Below are 18,224 nucleotides of genomic sequence, written 5' to 3' on the forward strand. Positions count from 1 at the left end.
CGGGAGGAGGGGCTCGGGGCGGGGGTGTCGCGCGGAAGGGGGCTCGGGGCGGGTGGTTCGCCCGCCCCGAGCCGGGAGGCGTCAGCGGGTGCCGGCGGCCTTCAGGAGGGAGGCGACGGCCGGGCCGGCCGCGTCCACGCCGTGCCCGCCGCCCTGGACCTCGGCGGCGACCGCGATGTTGCCGCGGTAGGCGGTGAACCAGCTGTTGGTGACGGTCGCCCCGGCGACCTCGGCCGAGCCGGTCTTGGCGCCGGCGTTGTCGGTGATGCCTGCCATCACGTCCTTGGCGGTGCCGCCCTGGGCGGTCGCGGCCATCATCGCCTTCAGCTTGCCGTCGACGTCCGCGGAGAGCGGGCGGGCGGCCTTCTGCTGCGGCAGGTCGGCGACCAGGATCGGCTGCTTGAACTCGCCGCTCTGCACCGTGGCGGTGATCGAGGCGATGGCCAGCGGGTTCATCTGGACCTTGCCCTGGCCGATGTAGTTCATCGCCTGCTCGTCCTTGTTGGAGCCCGGGGAGGGCACCTTGCCGTCGGCGTTCGGCAGGCCGGTCTTCCACTCCAGGCCGATGCCGAAGAGGTCCTTGGCGGTGCCGGACAGCGTGTCGGGCTTCAGGCTGGTCAGGCCCTGGTTGATGAAGGCCGTGTTGCAGGACATCATGAAGTCCTGCTGCAGCGTGTTGTTCGGGAAGGCGCCCGGGAACGAGTTCGGGACGGCGACCGCGTTGCTGCTCTTCTCCGGACAGGCGACCACGGTGTCCGGGTTGACCCCGGCCTCCAGCAGCGCCGCGGAGGTGACGATCTTCATCGTCGAACCCGGTGCGAGCAGCCCGGTGAAGGCCCGGTTCTGGCCGCTGGCGGGCGCGTTGGCGAAGGCCAGCACCTGACCGGTGCTCGGCTCGATCGCGACGATCGACCCGGACTTGCCGCCGAGGTCCGTCATCGCCTTCTCGGCCGCGGCCTGGATGGCGTTGTCGATGGTCACCTTGAACGGCTTGCCGGGCTTCGGCTCGACGATGGTGAACAGCTTGTCGTTGGCGGTCTTGCCGGACGGGTCGCTGATCACCACCGCGCTGCCCGCGTCCTGGTCCTTGTTCGGGTCCGGCACCAGCTTGTGGGCGTTGTCCTGCAGGGTGGCCAGCAGCGCCGGGGTGAGCGAGGCGCCCTGCAGCGCCTTGCCGTTGCGGTCCACCGCGTTGGACGGCGGCGCGAAGACCTGCTGGGTGGCGATCGTCTCGTTGCCGGACAGGTGCGGGTGGATCACCGTCGGCGCCCAGTGCACGGCCGGGGTGTCGTCGCTCATCTTCACGACGCTCAGGAAGCCGTTGTAGTCCCAGACCCGGTTGGTCCCGGCGAACTCGGCGCGGGCCTTGTACCCCATCAGCACGCCGGCCGGCGCGGGGGAGGCGGCGGCGGACGGCGAGTCCGTGGCGCCGGGGGTCGCGCCCGCCGACGGGGTGGCCGAGGCGCCCGCGGACGGCTTGGCGGCCGGGGAGGGCGTCCCGGTGGCCGCGGCGAAGGCCTGCGGGGTGGCCGGGCCGGCCGGGCTCAGGGTCAGCCCGCTCGGCTTGACCTGGTCGCGGAAGGCGGTCAGCGCGGTGGTGGCCGCGGCCGGGTCGTCGGTCAGCGAGGCGGCCTTGTCCAGGTCGCCGGCCGCCCAGGCCGCGAGGAAGTCCTTGGCACCGTTCGCCGCCTGCTCGGCCGAGGGCGGCTCGGCGACCACCGTGCGGGGCTTCTTGTCCGAGGAGGAGCCGGAGCCCGAGCCGCCCACCAGGCTGTACGCCCCGTAGCCCCCGCCCGCCAGCACGGCGACGGACACGCCGGTGATGATGCCGATCTTCGCGCCTCTGCGCATGGTGCTGCTCCCCCAAGGGTCTCGCGGCCGGGCGCAACCGACCGGGGCCGGAAACGCGGTTCGCCCCCCACCCTAGGCAGCGCCGATCGGTGCGCCGACGAAACGCCCGGGAGTTGTGACGGATCTGGTACGTGTCGTGCACCGCATACGGACGGTTCGCGGGTGTCCGGTGTGTGCGGACCCGGGCCCGGGCGTCAGATCCAGCTGGTGAACCACATCCGCTGGCGCCAGTCCTGCATCGGGATCGTCTGCCCGGTGAACAGCGGGAAGAAGAACAGGAAGTTCCACATGATCAGCAGCACCAGCAGCCCCGCCGCGGTGGAACCGATGATCCGGCGGTCCCGCGAGGCGCCGGCCGGCCCGATCAGCGCCCCGACCAGCATGGTCACCGCGAGCACCAGGAACGGGACGAACACCACCGCGTAGAACAGGAAGATCGTCCGCTGCTGGTAGGCGAACCACGGGAGGTAGCCGGCGGCCAGGCCGCACAGCAGCGCACCGGCCCGCCAGTCCCGCCGCGCCGCCCAGCGCCACAGGCAGTACACCAGCGCCACCACGGCCGCCCACCACAGCAGCGGGGTGCCGATGCCCAGCACCTCGCGGGCGCACTCGGCGGCCGTGCAGCCGCTCTGGCCCTGCTTGGGGGACTCGTAGAAGAAGGAGACCGGCCGGCCCAGCACCAGCCAGGACCACGGGTTCGACTGGTAGGTGTGCGGGTCGCTCAGGTGGGTGTGGAAGTCGTACACCGTCGAGTGGTAGTGCCACAGGGCGCGCAGCCCCTCGGGTATCCACGGGTAGTCGGTGGACCGCCCCACCGCCCAGTCGCGGCCCCAGCCGCCCTGCCCGGGCGCGTTGCTGCTGGCGAACCAGCCCCACCAGGACGCGACGTAGACGGCCAGCGACACCACCACGATCGACACGAAGGCCGGCAGCACGTCCCGGGTGAGCGCCGCGAGGTAGGGGCGCGGGGCCCCGGCCAGCCGGCGGGCGCCGACGTCCCAGAGCACCGTCATCACGCCGAAGGCCGCCGCCACGTACAGGCCGCTCCACTTGGTGGCGCAGGTCAGGCCGACGCAGACGCCGGCGGCGATCCGGTACGGGCGCCAGCCCAGGTTCGCCCGCTGCGCCAGCAGCGCGTCCGGCACCCCGCCGAGGCGTTCCGCCAGCCGGGCCCGGGTGCGGTCGCGGTCCAGCAGCAGGAAGCCGAAGGCGGCGAGGATCCAGAACATCACCACCAGGTCCAGCAGCGCGGCGCGGCTGAGCACCAGGTGCAGGCCGTCCACCGAGAGCAGCAGGCCGGCCACGCAGCCCAGCAGGGTCGACCGGAACATCCGGCGGGCGATCCGGGCGAGCATCAGCACCGACAGGGTGCCGAGCAGGGCCACCGCGAACCGCCAGCCGAACGGGTTCATCCCGAACAGCACCTCGCCCGCACCGATGATCCACTTGCCCACCGGCGGGTGCACCACGTACGAGGCCATCGCCCGGTACGGGACGGCCGCGCCCGGCGTCATGATCTGGTCGTTGGCGCCGTCCGGCCAGTTGATCTCGTAGCCGCCGTGCCAGAGCGCGTAGGCGTCCTTGGCGTAGTAGGTCTCGTCGAAGATGATCGCGTGCGGCTGGCCGAGGTTCGTGAAGCGCAGCACACCGGCGAACAGCGCCACCGCCAGCGGGCCCAGCCAGCCGGCCCAGCGGCACAGGAAGGTCCACAGGCCAGGGGCCACGGAGACGCCCAGGCGCTGCAGCAGCGGCGAGGGCGGCGCCGGGGTCGGGGTGACCCCGGGGCCGTCCGGCATCGGCGGCACCAGGCGCTCGGTCAGCGGGGCCGTCGGGCGGGCGGCGTAGCCGTACCGGGCCAACCGCTCCCGCCAGCTCCCCGGGGCCGGCTCGGCCGGTCTGGGGGCCGGGAGGACGGGGGACGGCGGGGCGACCGGGGAGGGCGGGCCGGCCACGTCGCCGCCGTCCTGCGCGGTGTGGTCCGTACCGGTGGGCGTCCTGGCCGCCGTGTCGCCGTTCATCCGCCACATCGTAGGGGCGCTCTTCGTACGCGTGTCCGCTCCCTCGGAAGCTGCCCGAATCGTCACCAAAAGCCCCCGGGCGGCGGCAGCTGCAAGGATGGGGGCCGTGACAGGAGTACTCGTTCTCGCAGGCACCCCCATCGGCGACGTCTCGGACGCCCCGCCCCGGCTGCTCACCGAACTGGCCGCGGCCGACGTGATCGCGGCCGAGGACACCCGTCGGCTGCGCCGGCTCACCCAGGCCCTGGGGGTGACCCCGGCCGGGCGGGTGGTGTCCTACTTCGAGGGCAACGAGGTCGGCCGCACCCCCGAACTGGTGGAGGCGCTGCTCGGCGGCGCCCGGGTGCTGCTGGTCACCGACGCCGGCATGCCCTCCGTCTCCGACCCCGGCTACCGGCTGGTCGCCGCCGCCGTCGCCGCCGACGTCAAGGTCACCGCGGTGCCCGGGCCGTCCGCCGTGCTCACCGCGCTCGCGCTGTCCGGCCTGCCCGTCGACCGCTTCACCTTCGAGGGCTTCCTGCCCCGCAAGACCGGCGACCGGGCCCGCCAGCTCGCCTCGATCGCCGCCGAGCCGCGCACCATGGTGTTCTTCGAGGCGCCGCACCGGATCGCCGAGGCGCTCGCCGCGATGGCCGAGGCCTTCGGGGCCGACCGGCCCGCCGCCGTCTGCCGCGAGCTCACCAAGACCTACGAGGAGGTCAAGCGCGGACCGCTCGCCGAGCTGGCGGCCTGGGCGGCCGACGGCGTCAAGGGCGAGATCACCGTCGTGGTCGCCGGCGCGCCGCCGGCCGCGCCGCAGGACCTCACCCCGGCCGAACTCGCCCGGCTGGTGGCCGTCCGGGAGGAGGCGGGGGAGCGCCGCAAGGAGGCCATCGCCGCGGTGGCGGCCGAGCTGGCACTGCCCAAGCGGGAGGTGTTCGACGCGGTGGTGGCCGCGAAGAACGAGGCCAGGGGCGCGGCCGGGACCGCCGCCGGGACCGCGGCCGGGGGCGGCGGCGGGGCCGGGAGGTAGGCGTCGGACGGGCGGGCCCCCGGGGCCGGGAGGCCCGGCCCGGGGCGCCCTGGAAAAGGGGTGAATTCCGGGGGTTGCGTGACTCCCGGGGAGTCGTACCTTTGAGTGAAGGCCCCGGTAAACGCCAGTGGAGCTGAAGATTCCGTCGCGGTTTTCGGAACGGACCAGGCCTTTCGTATAGGAGTTCCCAACCCGCGTCCAAGTCTTCACAAGCAGGGCATCGGCCGGGGCGGTCCGGGCATTTCCTGGAATGGAAAGACCCAGCCGGGCGAGCGCCCGGCGGGCGCTGGGAGACGGCTATGAGCGAGATGATCGGTAGCCCCCTCGGTGGCAACGCGCTGAGCGCCCCCGGCCTGGCCGGCAGGCCGCACACCCCCGTCGAGACCGTGCGGGAGGCGTACTCCTTCGCGTGCCTGCGGTGCGGGTACGGCTGGGAGCAGGCGTACGACATCGAGCACCACGTCGGCAAGGACGGACACCCCGTGTTCGAGTACCGCGCCAACGGAGTCCGGGTGCCGTCCCCGCTGCTCAAGCCGACCTGCCCGGGCTGCGGCGGACACACCGTCCGGATCATGCGCGAGGGCAGGGTCGCCGTGGCCGACCAGTCCTGGCACCACGCCCCCGGCTACTCGGCGCACGCCGAGCCCGCCGGGGCGCCCCCGGAGCCCGCGGCCGACAAGCCGCGCGGACGCTGGGCCCGGTTCTGGTCGCGGCTGATGGGCTGACCACGGGCGCCGGGAGCGGATCCGGGGCCGCCCGCCGCACTGCTCGCGGCGGGCGGCCCCGGGCCGGACCGGCCGGGCGGCGGTCCCCGGTCCGCGGGCCGGAACGCGGTCGAAGGGTGCGGGCGGGCCCGACTAAGCTTTCCGACCATGGCGGCCACTGCAGACCACAGCACCACCGGGGCGAACGCCCCGGCGTACTACGTTTCCACCCCGATCTACTACGTCAACGATCGCCCGCACCTGGGCCACGCGTACACCACCGTGGCGGGCGACGTCCTCACCCGCTGGCACCGCCAGCGCGGCCAGAAGGTGTGGTACCTGACCGGCACCGACGAGCACGGTCAGAAGATCATGCGGACCGCCGAGGCCAACGGTGTCAGCCCCCAGGAGTGGTGCGACAAGCTGGTCGAGGAGGAGTGGAAGCCGCTCTGGGAGCACCTGGAGATCGCCAACGACGACTTCATCCGCACCACCCAGCAGCGGCACACCGACCGCGTGCAGGAGTTCGTCCAGGACCTGTACGACAAGGGCGAGATCTACAAGGGCGGCTACTCCGGCCCGTACTGCGTCGGCTGCGAGGAGTTCAAGCTCCCCGCCGAACTGCTCGACGGCGCCACCGCGGACGAGAAGCTCTGCTCCGTCCACAAGCGCCCGGTCGAGTGGCTGGAGGAGGAGAACTACTTCTTCCGCCTCTCCGCGTACGGTCCGAAGCTGCTGGAGTTCTACGCCGCCAACCCGGACTTCATCCAGCCGGCCTCGGCCCGCAACGAGGTGCTGCGCTTCGTCGAGCAGGACCTGAAGGACCTGTCGATCTCCCGCTCCACCTTCAACTGGGGCGTCCCGCTGCCGTGGGACGAGAAGCACGTCCTCTACGTGTGGGTCGACGCGCTGCAGAACTACATCACCGCGGCCGGCTACGGCAGCGACCCGGAGCGCTTCGCCGAGCTGTGGCCCGCCTCCGTGCACCTCGTCGGCAAGGACATCCTCCGCTTCCACGCCGTCATCTGGCCCGCCATGCTGATGGCCGCCGGGCTGCCGCTGCCCAAGCGGGTCGTCGCCAACGGCTGGCTGATGGTCGGCGGCGAGAAGATGTCCAAGTCCAACCTGACCGGCATCTCGCCCACCGACCTCACCTCGCACTTCGGCGTGGACGCCTACCGCTACTACTTCCTGCGGGCGATCCCGTTCGGCACCGACGGCTCGTTCTCCTGGGAGGACTTCACCGCCCGGTACACCTCCGAGCTCGCCAACGACTTCGGCAACCTGGCCTCCCGGGTCGCCGCGATGGTCGGCAAGTACTTCGACGGGAAGCTGCCGGCCGCCACCGCCGCGGGCGAGGCCGAGCAGGCCGTCGCCCAGGGCCTGGCCACGGCCGTCGCCGCCGCAGACCGGAAGATCGGCGAGGAGCTGGACTTCGCCGGCGGCCTCGCGGCGATTTTCGAGTTCGTCAAGCAGGTCAACGGCTACCTCACCGAGCAGGCGCCCTGGAAGGTCGCCAAGGACGACTCCGAGGAGGGCCGGGCCCGCCTCGCGACCATCCTCTACACCGCCGCCGAGTCGCTGCGCGGCACCGCCGTCCTGCTCAACCCGGTGATGCCGTCCACCGCCGAGAAGCTGTGGGCCTCGCTGGGCGCCGCCGACGCGGGCCTCGGCGCGCTCGCGGCGCAGACCGTCGCCACCGCGGCGGACTGGGGCCGGCTGCCCGTCGGCGCCACCGTCACCAAGGGCGACATCCTGTTCCCGCGCCTCGAAGAGAAGCCCGCCTCCTGATGGCCCCCAAGGACGACCGCGCCACGCCGCCGCCCCTGCCGGAACCCCTGGCGGTGGCGGTGGCCGACTCGCACACCCACCTCGACATGCAGTCCGGCACGCCGGCCGAAGGGCTGGCCCGGGCGGCCTCCGTCGGGGTCACCACGGTCGTCCAGGTGGGCTGCGACGTGCCCGGCTCGCGCTGGGCCGCCGAGCTGGCGGCCCAGTTCGAGCAGGTGCACGCCGCCGTCGCGCTGCACCCCAACGAGGCGCCGAGGATCTTCCTCGGCGACCCCGACGGCTGGTCCGGGCAGCAGCGCCCCGCCGGCGGCGCCGCCGCCCTCGACGAGGCCCTCGCCGAGATCGACCGGCTCGCGGCCCTCCCGCAGGTCCGCGCCGTCGGCGAGACCGGCCTCGACTACTTCCGCACCGGGCCCGAGGGCGTGGAGATCCAGAAGGAGTCGTTCCGCCGCCACATCGAGATGGCCAAGCGGCACGACAAGGCCCTCGTCATCCACGACCGCGACGCCCACGAGGACGTCATCGCCGTCCTGCTCGCCGAGGGCGCGCCCGAGCGGACCGTCTTCCACTGCTACTCCGGCGACGCCGCGATGGCCGAGGTCTGCGCCGAACACGGCTGGTACCTGTCCTTCGCCGGCCCGGTCACCTTCAAGGCCAACCAGCCGCTGCGCGACGCCCTCGCCGCCACCCCCCTCGACCGGATCCTGGTCGAGACCGACGCGCCCTTCCTCACCCCGCACCCCTACCGCGGCCGCCCCAACGCCCCGTACCTCATCCCGGTCACGGTGCGGTCCATGGCCGCGACACTGGGACTGCACGAGGACGAACTGGCGACCGCCATCGCCGCCAACACGGCCCGGGCGTTCGGCTACTGAGCCGGCCGCCCGGCCGCCGGGTCCGTCCGGCGCGTCCGGGCGGCCCGCCCCGCGCCCGTATCCTTGGCGCGTGAGCACCACCGACCCCACCCCTGACAGCCACCTGCTGGGCGCCGCCGACATCCGCGAGCTGGCCGCCGCCTTCGGCGTCAAGCCGACCAAGCAGCGCGGGCAGAACTTCGTCATCGACGGCAACACCGTGCGGCGGATCGTCCGGGCCGGCGGGGTGACCGAGGAGGACGCGGTCGTCGAGGTCGGGCCCGGACTCGGCTCGCTGACCCTGGCGCTGCTGGAGGTCGCCCGGCACGTGACCGCGGTCGAGATCGACCCGGTGCTCGCCCGGCACCTCCCCGACACCGTCGCCGCCCGGATGCCCGGCAAGGCCGACGCCTTCGACCTGGTGTTCAGCGACGCCATGGAGGTCACCGAGCTCCCCGGACCGGCGCCCACCGCGCTGGTCGCCAACCTGCCGTACAACGTGGCCGTGCCCGTCCTGCTGCACATGCTGGCGACCTTCCCCAGCATCGAGCGCACGCTGGTCATGGTGCAGAGCGAGGTCGCCGACCGGCTCGCCGCCAAGCCCGGCAACAAGGTGTACGGCGTCCCGTCGGTCAAGGCCAACTGGTACGCCGACGTGAAGCGGGCCGGCGCCATCGGGCGCAACGTGTTCTGGCCCGCCCCCAACGTCGACTCCGGGCTCGTCTCGCTCATCCGCCGGGAGCCGCCGAGGACCACCGCCAGCCGCCGGGAGGTGTTCGCCGTCGTCGACGCTGCGTTCGCCCAGCGGCGCAAGACCCTGCGCGCCGCGCTGTCCGGCTGGGCCGGCTCCGCCGCCGGGGCCGAGCAGGCCCTCACGGCCGCCGGGATCGACCCCAAGCTGCGCGGCGAGATGCTGACGGTCGAGCAGTTCGCCGCCATCGCCGAACACAAGCCGAAGGCGGACACCGAGTGATCACCGTACGCGTCCCGGCCAAGGTCAACGTCCAGCTCGGGGTGGGCGGACTGCGCACCGACGGCTTCCACGAGCTGGCCAACGTCTTCTTCGCGGTCGCCCTCGGCGACGAGGTCACCGCCACCCCGGGGGACGGCGTCACGCTGACCTGCTCCGGGCCCGACGCGCACGCCGTCCCGCTCGACGACAGCAACCTCGTCGCCCGCGCCGCCCGGCTGCTCGCCGCCCACCACGGCATCGCCGACCCCGGCGTGCACCTGCACATCGCCAAGGCCATCCCGGTCGCCGGCGGCATGGCCGGGGGCAGCGCCGACGGCGCCGCCGCACTGGTCGCCTGCGACGCGCTCTGGCAGCTCGACACCCCGCTCGACACGCTCCTGGAGCTCGCCGCCGAACTCGGCTCCGACGTGCCGTTCGCCCTGCTCGGCGGCGTCGCGCTGGGCCGCGGCCGCGGCGAGATCCTGCAGCCGCTCACCGTCGACGGCACCTTCCACTGGGTCTTCGCGGTCGCCGACGGCGGCCTGTCGACGCCCGCCGTCTTCCGCGAGTGCGACCGGCTCCGCGAGGAGGCCGGGACCGGCTCCAGCGACACCGACGTCCCGGTGCCCGAGGCCGACCCGGCCCTGCTCGCCGCCCTCGCCGGCGGCGACGCCGCCGCCCTGGCCGCCGCGCTCGCCAACGACCTCCAGCCCGCCGCCGTCTCGCTGCGGCCCGGGCTCGCCGACACCCTGAAGGCCGGCACCGAGGCCGGGGCCATCGGCGCCCTCGTCTCCGGCTCCGGGCCGACCTGCGCGTTCCTCGTCAAGGACGCCGACGCGGCCGCCGCCGTCGCGGAGGCGCTGCGGGCCTCCGGCACCTGCCGCACCGCCCACGCCACGTACGGGCCGGTGCCGGGCGCGGCGCCGGTCGCGTAGGGGCGGCGGACCGGCGGACCGGTGGGGGCCGGGGGCCGGGGCTGTCGGCGGGGTCCGGGCGGGGCCGGGCTGTCGGCGAGGTTCGTGCCGGGTCCGGGTGGGGCCGGGGCGGGTTCGTGCCGGGTCCGGGACCGCCCCCGGGAGCAGCCCGACGTGGACCCGCGGGCGCGCCCATTAGGCTGGGGAGATCGGGGCGTCCCCGACAGGGGCACCCGGCGACGAACGGCGGACCGCCCCGACCCCGCCGAACCCAGGAGCGCAGCACACGTGGCCGTCAACCTCGCCACCATCGAGTCCGTCACGAAGGTCTACGGCACCCGGGCCCTTCTCGACGGGGTCAGCCTCGGCGTCAGCGAGGGAGACCGGATCGGCGTCGTCGGACGCAACGGGGACGGCAAGACCACCCTGATCCGGATGCTCGCCAAGCTGGAGGAGCCCGACAGCGGCCGCATCACCCACTCCGGCGGACTCCAGCTGGCCGTCCTCACGCAGCACGACTCGCTCGACCCGAAGGCCACCATCCGGCACGAGGTCATCGCCGACCGGGCCGACCACGAGTGGCTCGGTGACGCCCGCATCCGCGACATCATCGAGGGCCTCTTCGGCGGCCTCGACCTGCCCGGCTTCGCCGACGGCCTGGACACCGTCATCGGCCCGCTCTCCGGCGGCGAGCGCCGCCGGATCGCCCTCGCCAAGCTGCTCCTCGGCTCGCCCGACCTGATCGTCCTCGACGAGCCCACCAACCACCTCGACGTCGAGGGCATCAACTGGCTCGCCCAGCACCTCCAGAAGCGCCGCTCCGGGCTCGTCTGCGTCACCCACGACCGCTGGTTCCTCGACCAGGTCTGCACCCGCATGTGGGACGTCCAGCACGGCACCGTCCACGAGTACGAGGGCGGCTACTCCGACTACGTCTTCGCCCGCGCCGAGCGCTCCCGCATCGAGGCCGTCGAGGAGCAGAAGCGCCAGAACCTCGCCCGCAAGGAGCTCGCCTGGCTGCGCCGCGGCGCCCCCGCCCGCACCTCCAAGCCGCGCTACCGCATCGAGGCCGCCAACGCCCTGATCGCCGACGTCCCCGAGCCGCGCGACAAGTCCGAGCTGATGAAGTTCGCCAACGCCCGGCTGGGCCGCACCGTCTTCGAGCTCGAGGGCGTCACGGTGAAGGCCGGCCCCAAGCTGCTGCTGGAGAACCTCACCTGGCAGCTCGGCCCCGGCGACCGGATCGGCCTGCTCGGCGTCAACGGCGCCGGCAAGACCTCGCTGCTGCGCGCCCTGCGCGACGCCTACGCCTCCGAGGGCGACGTCCAGCCCGACTCCGGCGTGATCAAGGTCGGCAAGACCGTCCGGCTCGCCTACCTCTCGCAGGAGGTCGTCGAACTGGACCCGGCCACCCGGGTGCTCCAGGCCGTCGAGCAGGTCCGCTCGCGCGTCGACCTCGGCAAGGGCCGCGAGATGAGTGCCGGTCAGCTCTGCGAGCAGTTCGGCTTCGGCAAGGACAAGCAGTGGACGCCCGTCGGCGACCTCTCCGGCGGTGAGCGGCGCCGGCTCCAGCTGCTGCGCCTGCTCATGGACGAGCCCAACGTGCTGTTCCTCGACGAGCCGACCAACGACCTCGACATCGAGACCCTCAACCAGCTGGAGGACCTCCTCGACGGCTGGCCCGGCTCGATGATCGTCATCAGCCACGACCGCTTCTTCATCGAGCGCACCACGGACGTCACCCACGCGCTGCTCGGCGACAAGAGGATGCGGATGCTGCCCAACGGCGTCGACGAGTACCTCGAGCGGCGCGCCCGGATGGCCGAGGCCGCGGCCGCCGCGGCTGCGGCCGCCGTCCCCGCCCCCGTCGAAGCCGCCGCGCCCGGCCTCTCCGGCGGCGACCTGCGGGCCGCGAAGAAGGAGATGCAGAAGCTGGAGCGGCAGATCGCCAAGCTGGACGAGAAGGAGTCCAAGCTGCACGCCCAACTCGCCGAGCACGCCGCCGACTTCTCCAAGGTGGCCGAACTGGACGGGCAGCTGCGCGCCGTCCGGGACGAGAAGGAGGAGCTGGAGATGACCTGGCTGGAGCTGGCCGAGCAGGTCTGACCTTCCGGGGTTGGGGTGCCCGGGCCGGGGCCCGTCCGGTGCCCGGCTCAGGCGCCCAGCAGGACCTCCAGCTCGTCCGCCGCACGGCCCAGCGCACTGCGCGCCGGGTCGTGCGGCCGCGTCGGGCGGGGCGCCGCACCCGTCGGCGGGCGGTGCGCCCGGGCGGCCGCGGTCAGCTCGTCCAGTGCCCGGCGGACCCGGGACACCTCCACCGGATCCGGCACCCGGCCGCCGTAACGGATCTGCGCCGCGAACGCCGCCACCGCCCCGCCCAGCCGCTCCAGCGCCGCCGTCGCCGGCAGCCACCGCTCCGCCAGCCGCCCGGTCGGCGGCGGTTCGACCAGCCCCTGCCGCACCTCCTGCCGGGCGTCCGCCAGCGCCCGGTACGCCCGGCGGCGCAGCCACACCTCGGCCCGGCCGGCGTCCCCCGTCACCGCGTCCAGGTAGGCCCGCAGCGCGGCCGCCGCGTCCACCAGGCGGGGCTCGATCCGGTGCCGCGGCCGATCCGGCCACAACAGGCAGCCGAAGAGCAGCACCACCGCGCTGGCCAGCACCGTGTCCAGCACCCGCGGCCAGAACTCCGCCGCACTGCTCTGCCCGCCCAACTGCAGCAGGACCAGCGCCATCGGCGTCATCGCGACGGTGTTCAAGCCGTAGTGCGCCGCCGTCGCGTACGGCAGCAGCGCCACGCACGCCGCCGCGATCACCGTCAGCGCCCACGCGTCCGTGGTCAGCGACACCACAGCCGCCGTCACCACCACCCCCAGCACGGTGCCGACGGCGCGGCTCACCGCACGCAGGAACACCGATCCGAGATCCGGCTTCAACACGAACGCGATCGTCATCGGCAGCCAGTAGCTCTTGCTCAGCGGATAGCTGGCCGTCACCGCCGAACCCACCGCGATGCACAACGCCACCCGCAGCCCGTACCGCACCGAACCGCGCGACAGCAGCCGCACCCGCAGCCGCCACGGGTCGGCCGGCGGCGCCGGCGCCGTGCCGACCGCCGCGTCCCGGCCCGCCACCGCCCCGGCCGCCGCGCGCAGCGCCGCGTCCAGGGCCTGCCGGGACGGCGTGTCCGGCCGCCAGTCCGGCACGGCCACCTCGCCGCCGCCCCGCCGGACCGCCTCCGCCAGCAGCCCCGGCACCGCGGCCACCTCCGGCGGCACCGGCCGCCACGCCCACAACAGGCCCGTCGCCGCCTCCGTCGCGGCCAGCGCCGCCTCGTACGTCCGGCGCAGTCCGGCCGCGCGCGGGCTCCCGCCGGCACGCGGGTTCCCGCCGGTACGCGGGCTTCCACCGGCACGCGGGAGCAGGTCCTGCAGCTGGTTCAGGCGGGCCGTCAGCACCTGGCGCGAGCCCGCGCCCTGCGGCGTTCCCAGATCGGCGAGGGTACGGCCCAGCGCCTCGTACACGGCGGCCAGCGCCCGAACGCGCGGATCGGCCGCAGGGCGGCGCGGCACACCCGTCGGCAGCTCCAGCACCAGCACGAACCCGGCCCCCGCCAGCATCATCGGCGCCGCCGCCCACCAGGGGTGCGGCAGCGGCATGCCGCTGCCCAGCGCCGCCGACACCAGCAGCAGCATCCCCGCGGCCGAACCGCGCGGACCGGTCGCGCTCAGCGCACCCGAGACGAACGCCGTCACCGTCAGCGCCGCGCCCAGCCCCACCGCCGGGACACCCGCGTGCTGCACGGCGGTGCCGACCAGCATGCCCAGCGCCGACGCCGACACGGCGGAGGCGATCCGGGACAGCCGAAGCCCGGCCGGCTCGACCCGGTCGTTCATCGTCGCGTGCATCGCGCCCAGGGCGGCGAACACCCCGAGGTCCAGTCGGTGCGTCAGCAGACCCACGGTCAGCGGCAGCAGCATGCCGATCGCGGCCCGCACCATCAGGGCCAGCGGAAACGGCGGACGGGACGGTCGCACGGCGCGGGCCCACCAGGGCTCGTCCGGGGGCAGGGGCATGCGGTCACGTCCGTTCTGCGGCCGGGGGTCGCTGCTGTGCGACATTGCGCGGCAGATGGGGCGTTACCCGGTCCAACCGGGCAGCGCCAGTCTATCCGGGGGCCCGCGCGCCCGGCCGCCGGGCCGCACGTGTCAGGTTCGTACCGATCGCGCACGCGCCCACCACGGGCCCTGCCGGGCCGACAGGGGCGGTGGCTACGATTGCGGAGGCGGAATCCGTCCCCAGGGCGGACGGGATCCGACCAGGACTGTACGACCGAGAAGTTGACGGCGTGTTGCGGCACGGCGGCCCGGGAGTTACCCGGACCGGCGTCCGTACGGGGGAAGAGGTGAACTGCCATGGCAGGAGAGGTTCCACCGGGACCGGGAACCAAGCCGGATCCGGCCACGACGGTCGATCCGTACACGTTGAGCAACGTGTGGGTCGGCCCCACGGTGAGCTCCGGGCAGACGTACAGCAGTGCCGGCGACCTGGTGTCCGCGTTCGGCAAGCAGGACGTCAAGGTCGAGCTGGACACGCTCGTCACGTTCGCGAACAAGGTGGAGGCGCTGCTCCAGGCCATGGACGGCTCGGCGGCGGCGCCCTACAAGCTCCAGGAACAGACGCTGACCGGCGGCAACTTCGCGAGCTCGGAGTTCGCCGAGGCGACCGCCCTGACGTCCGCCTACGACAAGGTGCACACCCAGCTCGTCAAGCTGCACAAGGACTTCGTGTCGCAGATCGACGCCATGAAGACCGCGGTGTCGCAGACGGCGGGCAACTACGCGACCAACGAGGACGACACCACGGCCGCCCAGAAGGCGGTCGCGAAGAACGCGGGCGTCGCCACGCCGGCGGCCGGCCCGAACGGGCCGGCGCCGAAGCGGGTCGGTGGCGGCGACCTCTGATGGCGGTCGTCCACGGCGTTCACGGGGAAACGGGGAGAAGGTAGTGGCAGGCGGAACGAATTTCGAACTCATCGACCACGCGCAGCTCAGGAAGATGGTCGACAGCACCGACCCCTCCAAGGTGCTGAGCCGCGGCACGATGCTGCAGTCGGCCGCCCGCGTCCTGCGGGACCTCAGCAGCGCGCTCAAGTCGCACGCCGAGAACATCCACTGGGAAGGCCCGGCCGCCGAGAACTTCAAGACCTGGGTCGGCAACCTGCAGCAGTCCGCCGGGCTGCTCAGCGACTACTCCAAGTCCGCCGGTGACGCCATGCACCAGGCGGGCGAGGCGCTCAGCACCGCCAAGGCTGCGGTGCCGGGTGTGCCGGACCACGACGTCAAGACGGTCAGCGCGCGGACGGGACAGGGGAGTCCGACCCAGGCGGCGCTCAACATCGCCGCCCTCAGGAGCCCGGACCCCACCACCGCGACCGTCGACGCGGCCATGAAGAGCGTCAACAAGAACTGGGTGAGCGAGGCCGACGCCCAGGCCGCCGCCCAGCGCGTCTACCTGGCGCACCAGGAAGCCATCCACCAGATGGAGAAGCTGGGGCAGGCGTACGACGCGGCGACCCAGACGCTGACCGGGCTCAAGGACGTGGTGCTGCCGGGGACGCCGGATACGACCAGCAACAAGTCCGAGGGCACGACGATTTCGGGTGGTGGCGGCGGCTACGTCGGTTCCGGGGGCACCGTTCGCAGCTCGGCCAGGAGCGGTGGCAGCGTCGGCGGCAGCTCCAGCCCGTCCGGTGGCGGCTACGGCGGTGGCACGGTGGCCCCCCACCCGCCGGGTTCGGGCTCGGGCTCGGGAGGGCCCGGGACGCCCGGACACGTCGATCCGATCCCGCCGTCCGGTGGTGGGCACGTGCCGCCGCCCGCGCACGACCCGGGTTCCACGACGCCCCCCACGGTGCCCGCGGTCCCGATCGACCGGACGGGCACCGGTCTGGACAGTCTGCCGTCGGCCCCCACCCTGCCGGGTCAGACCGGTCCGGTGAGCCCGGTCGGGGGCGGCAGTCTGCCCCCGGACGCCCTCCGGGGCACCACGGGATACCCGGGTGGACCGGGCGGCGGAACGGCCGGCTTTCCCACCTTCCCCGGGGGCGGTCCGGTCCCCGGGTTCCCCTTGGGAAGCGGTGGCGGCTCGATTCCGGGCAGGAGCGGGGGATCGATCCCCGGCCGCGGCGGGGGTTCGATCCCCGGTACGAGCGGCGGTTCGGTCCCGGGGCGCACCGTGCCCTTCGGCGGTGGCACCGTGCCGGGGAAGTCCGGCACCCCTGGTCTGCCCAGTGGGACGGTCTTCGGCGCCCGTGAGGCCCAGGCGGGCCGGGGCGGGACGGCCGGCGGCACGGGCGGGATGGGTGCCATGCACCCGGGCACGGGCGGTCACGGCGGTGGTGGTGGGGCGGCTGGCGGTTCGCGCGGCCGGGGTCTCACCTCAACCGGTGGCGGGACGGTCGGCGGCCGCAAGGGGCCGACCCCTGGAGGCGAGTTCACGCCGGGTGGTACGGGTCTGCGTCGGGCGGCAGCAGCAGGGGCCGCCGAGGGCGAGGCCCGGGCCGGCCAGAACGGCATGATGGCGCCGGGCTCGTCCGGTCATGCGGGCAAGAGCGGGCGCGACCGCCGCAAGCGGGCCGACTACCTCCTCGAGGACGAGGAGACCTGGACCAGCGGTACGCCGCAGAGCAACCCGAACGTGGTTGAGTAGGACGGTGAGGTCTGCCCGGCCACTGGGTGTCGCCCAGTGGCCGGGCAGACCTGTTCGGGGCGCGGTTCCCGATCAACGGGGAAGTGACGAGGAGCTGTGATGGGGCGGATCGACACGCGAAGGGGCGGGCGGATCTTCGCGACGGCACTTGCGGTTGCGGGAATCGTGGTCGGTCCAGTCGCAGCGCCGGCGATGGCCGAGGACACCATTCGACAGCAGCAGTGGCATCTGGACGCCATGCACGCTCCCGAGATGTGGAAGATCTCCAGAGGCCAGGGGATCACGGTTGCGGTGATCGATGGTGGGTTCAAGCTGGACCATCCGGACCTGGCGGGGCAGTTCCTGCCTGGGAAGGATTTCAGTGGAAGCCCTGGTGGAGTGGGTTCCTTCGGAGATGGGCACGGGACGGGGATTGCCAGCCTCATCGCGGGAACCGGCAGCGGGATGGGGGGAACGGGTGCCCAGGGTCTCGCTCCGGGTGTGAAGATCCTCCCGCTCAAGATCAATAACGGGTCCGTCGGAACGCTCGTCTCGGCCGACTTCCTCGACCAGATCGGGCAGGCCGTCACCTACGCCGTTGACCAGGGTGCCAAGGTCGTCAACATTTCGCAGGGCATGGATGCCGCGCTCTCGTCGTCGGCGAACGTGGCCAGACTGACCAGCATCATCGCGGCCGCGAGGGCGAAGGGCGTGCTGGTGGTTTCCAGCGTCGGGAACGAGGCGCAGAAGGGGAATCCGGTCGAGTACCCGGGGGCGCTGCCCGGTGTCGTCGGTGTCGGGGCGGTGGGTCGTGACGTCGTTGCGACGGACGAGTCCGAGCAGGGACCGCAGGTCGTGCTCGCCGCGCCCGGGGTGGACATGGCCGGCGCCTGTACTTCGTCTACGGGCTACTGCAAGACCCACGGGACCTCTGATGCATCGGCATTGGTCTCCGCGTCGGCGGCTCTGGTCTGGTCGGTGCACAAGGACTGGACGGCGAATCAGGTTCTGCGGGTGCTGATCAATACGGCGGGCAAGCCGACTGACGGGTCGGTGCACAGTGTCGACGTCGGTTACGGCACGGTGCGTCCGCGGATCGCGCTGACGGACCCCGGCGACCCGGGTCCGGCGGACGTGTCCCCGGTCCCGGCTGCGACCGCCACGCCGTCGGCCGCACCGACTCCCTCGGCGACTCCGTCCGCCACGGCTGTTGCCCCGAGCGCGAGCAACGCGCCCGCGGCGGCGCCCACTCCGGTGCCCACGTCGGAGCCGAAGGCGGTGGACGCGTCGGGCGGCGCCGGCAGCACGCTGCCGGTCGTGGCCGCCGTGGTGGCCGGCCTGGTGCTGGTGGCCGGTGTGGTGTTCGTCGTGGTGCGGCGGCGTAAGGCGGCCGCCGGGTCGGACGGGGGCCGGTAGGGCCTGAGGGGTGGGGTGGTCCGTC

13 protein-coding genes are annotated in these 18,224 nt (G+C 73.6%); 10 read left to right on the forward strand and 3 right to left on the reverse strand.

The window, feature by feature from the left end; all coding sequences use genetic code 11:
• Positions 1–81: 81 nt before the first annotated feature.
• Entirely contained in the window at positions 82–1,851 is a 1,770-nt protein-coding gene (locus ACIRS1_RS23000) for a penicillin-binding transpeptidase domain-containing protein (protein ID WP_387900973.1), read from the reverse strand.
• A gap of 194 nt (positions 1,852–2,045) precedes the next feature.
• Entirely contained in the window at positions 2,046–3,869 is a 1,824-nt protein-coding gene (locus ACIRS1_RS23005) for a dolichyl-phosphate-mannose--protein mannosyltransferase (protein WP_402842801.1), read from the reverse strand.
• Positions 3,870–3,975: 106 nt separating this feature from the next.
• Between ACIRS1_RS23005 and rsmI the strand changes: the two genes are divergently transcribed.
• From rsmI to ACIRS1_RS23040, 7 genes are all read left to right on the forward strand, one after another.
• A complete protein-coding gene (gene rsmI, locus ACIRS1_RS23010; RefSeq protein ID WP_402842804.1) occupies positions 3,976–4,881 on the forward strand; it encodes a 16S rRNA (cytidine(1402)-2'-O)-methyltransferase in 906 nt (301 codons plus the stop codon).
• A 299-nt stretch (positions 4,882–5,180) separates the two neighbouring features.
• A complete protein-coding gene (locus ACIRS1_RS23015; RefSeq protein ID WP_402842807.1) occupies positions 5,181–5,606 on the forward strand; it encodes a hypothetical protein in 426 nt (141 codons plus the stop codon).
• A 147-nt stretch (positions 5,607–5,753) separates the two neighbouring features.
• Positions 5,754–7,376 carry a methionine--tRNA ligase gene (gene metG / locus ACIRS1_RS23020; protein WP_402842809.1) on the forward strand — a complete coding sequence of 541 codons (1,623 nt, stop codon included), beginning with the start codon at positions 5,754–5,756 and terminating at the stop codon, positions 7,374–7,376.
• On the forward strand, positions 7,376–8,251 hold the full coding sequence (locus ACIRS1_RS23025) for a TatD family hydrolase (protein ID WP_402842812.1): 876 nt from the start codon (positions 7,376–7,378) through the stop codon (positions 8,249–8,251). Before metG ends, ACIRS1_RS23025 begins: the two co-directional genes overlap by 1 nt.
• Positions 8,252–8,321: 70 nt before the next feature.
• Positions 8,322–9,203, forward strand: coding sequence for a 16S rRNA (adenine(1518)-N(6)/adenine(1519)-N(6))-dimethyltransferase RsmA (gene rsmA, locus ACIRS1_RS23030; protein ID WP_360213611.1), 882 nt, complete (start codon positions 8,322–8,324; stop codon positions 9,201–9,203).
• Positions 9,200–10,117 carry a 4-(cytidine 5'-diphospho)-2-C-methyl-D-erythritol kinase gene (locus ACIRS1_RS23035; protein WP_402842815.1) on the forward strand — a complete coding sequence of 306 codons (918 nt, stop codon included), beginning with the start codon at positions 9,200–9,202 and terminating at the stop codon, positions 10,115–10,117. Before rsmA ends, ACIRS1_RS23035 begins: the two co-directional genes overlap by 4 nt.
• A gap of 267 nt (positions 10,118–10,384) precedes the next feature.
• Complete coding sequence (locus tag ACIRS1_RS23040; RefSeq protein WP_360213615.1) at positions 10,385–12,202, forward strand: ABC-F family ATP-binding cassette domain-containing protein; 1,818 nt, start codon at positions 10,385–10,387, stop codon at positions 12,200–12,202.
• 47 nt (positions 12,203–12,249) lie between these two features.
• Here the strand turns inward: ACIRS1_RS23040 and ACIRS1_RS23045 are convergent, their stop codons facing one another.
• Entirely contained in the window at positions 12,250–14,169 is a 1,920-nt protein-coding gene (locus ACIRS1_RS23045; RefSeq protein WP_402842818.1) for an FUSC family protein, read from the reverse strand.
• Positions 14,170–14,577: 408 nt separating this feature from the next.
• Here ACIRS1_RS23045 and ACIRS1_RS23050 point away from each other — a divergent pair, with 408 nt between their 5' ends.
• The 3 genes from ACIRS1_RS23050 to ACIRS1_RS23060 all read left to right on the forward strand — a co-directional run bounded on the left by ACIRS1_RS23050 (position 14,578) and on the right by ACIRS1_RS23060 (position 18,199).
• Positions 14,578–15,057: a hypothetical protein gene (locus ACIRS1_RS23050; protein WP_360213619.1), complete on the forward strand. Its 480-nt coding sequence runs from the start codon at positions 14,578–14,580 to the stop codon at positions 15,055–15,057.
• 43 nt (positions 15,058–15,100) lie between these two features.
• A complete protein-coding gene (locus ACIRS1_RS23055) occupies positions 15,101–16,804 on the forward strand; it encodes a WXG100 family type VII secretion target (RefSeq protein ID WP_402842821.1) in 1,704 nt (567 codons plus the stop codon).
• Between the two features lie 99 nt (positions 16,805–16,903).
• Entirely contained in the window at positions 16,904–18,199 is a 1,296-nt protein-coding gene (locus ACIRS1_RS23060; protein WP_402842824.1) for a S8 family serine peptidase, read from the forward strand.
• The last annotated feature ends 25 nt before the right edge of the window (positions 18,200–18,224 follow it).

Origin of the sequence: Kitasatospora sp. NPDC101176, assembly GCF_044768035.1 — a bacterium.
GTDB lineage: Bacteria > Actinomycetota > Actinomycetes > Streptomycetales > Streptomycetaceae > Kitasatospora.

What these genes read in the sequence shown, in the direction of transcription:
- ACIRS1_RS23045 (WP_402842818.1), bottom strand. Translation starts at nt 14,169, where the DNA reads ATGCCCCTGCCCCCGGACGAGCCCTGGTGGGCCCGCGCCGTGCGACCG.
- ACIRS1_RS23025 (WP_402842812.1), top strand. Translation starts at nt 7,376, where the DNA reads ATGGCCCCCAAGGACGACCGCGCCACGCCGCCGCCCCTGCCGGAACCC.
- ACIRS1_RS23005 (WP_402842801.1), bottom strand. Translation starts at nt 3,869, where the DNA reads ATGAACGGCGACACGGCGGCCAGGACGCCCACCGGTACGGACCACACC.
- ACIRS1_RS23060 (WP_402842824.1), top strand. Translation starts at nt 16,904, where the DNA reads ATGGGGCGGATCGACACGCGAAGGGGCGGGCGGATCTTCGCGACGGCA.
- ACIRS1_RS23015 (WP_402842807.1), top strand. Translation starts at nt 5,181, where the DNA reads ATGAGCGAGATGATCGGTAGCCCCCTCGGTGGCAACGCGCTGAGCGCC.
- ACIRS1_RS23000 (WP_387900973.1), bottom strand. Translation starts at nt 1,851, where the DNA reads ATGCGCAGAGGCGCGAAGATCGGCATCATCACCGGCGTGTCCGTCGCC.
- metG (WP_402842809.1), top strand. Translation starts at nt 5,754, where the DNA reads ATGGCGGCCACTGCAGACCACAGCACCACCGGGGCGAACGCCCCGGCG.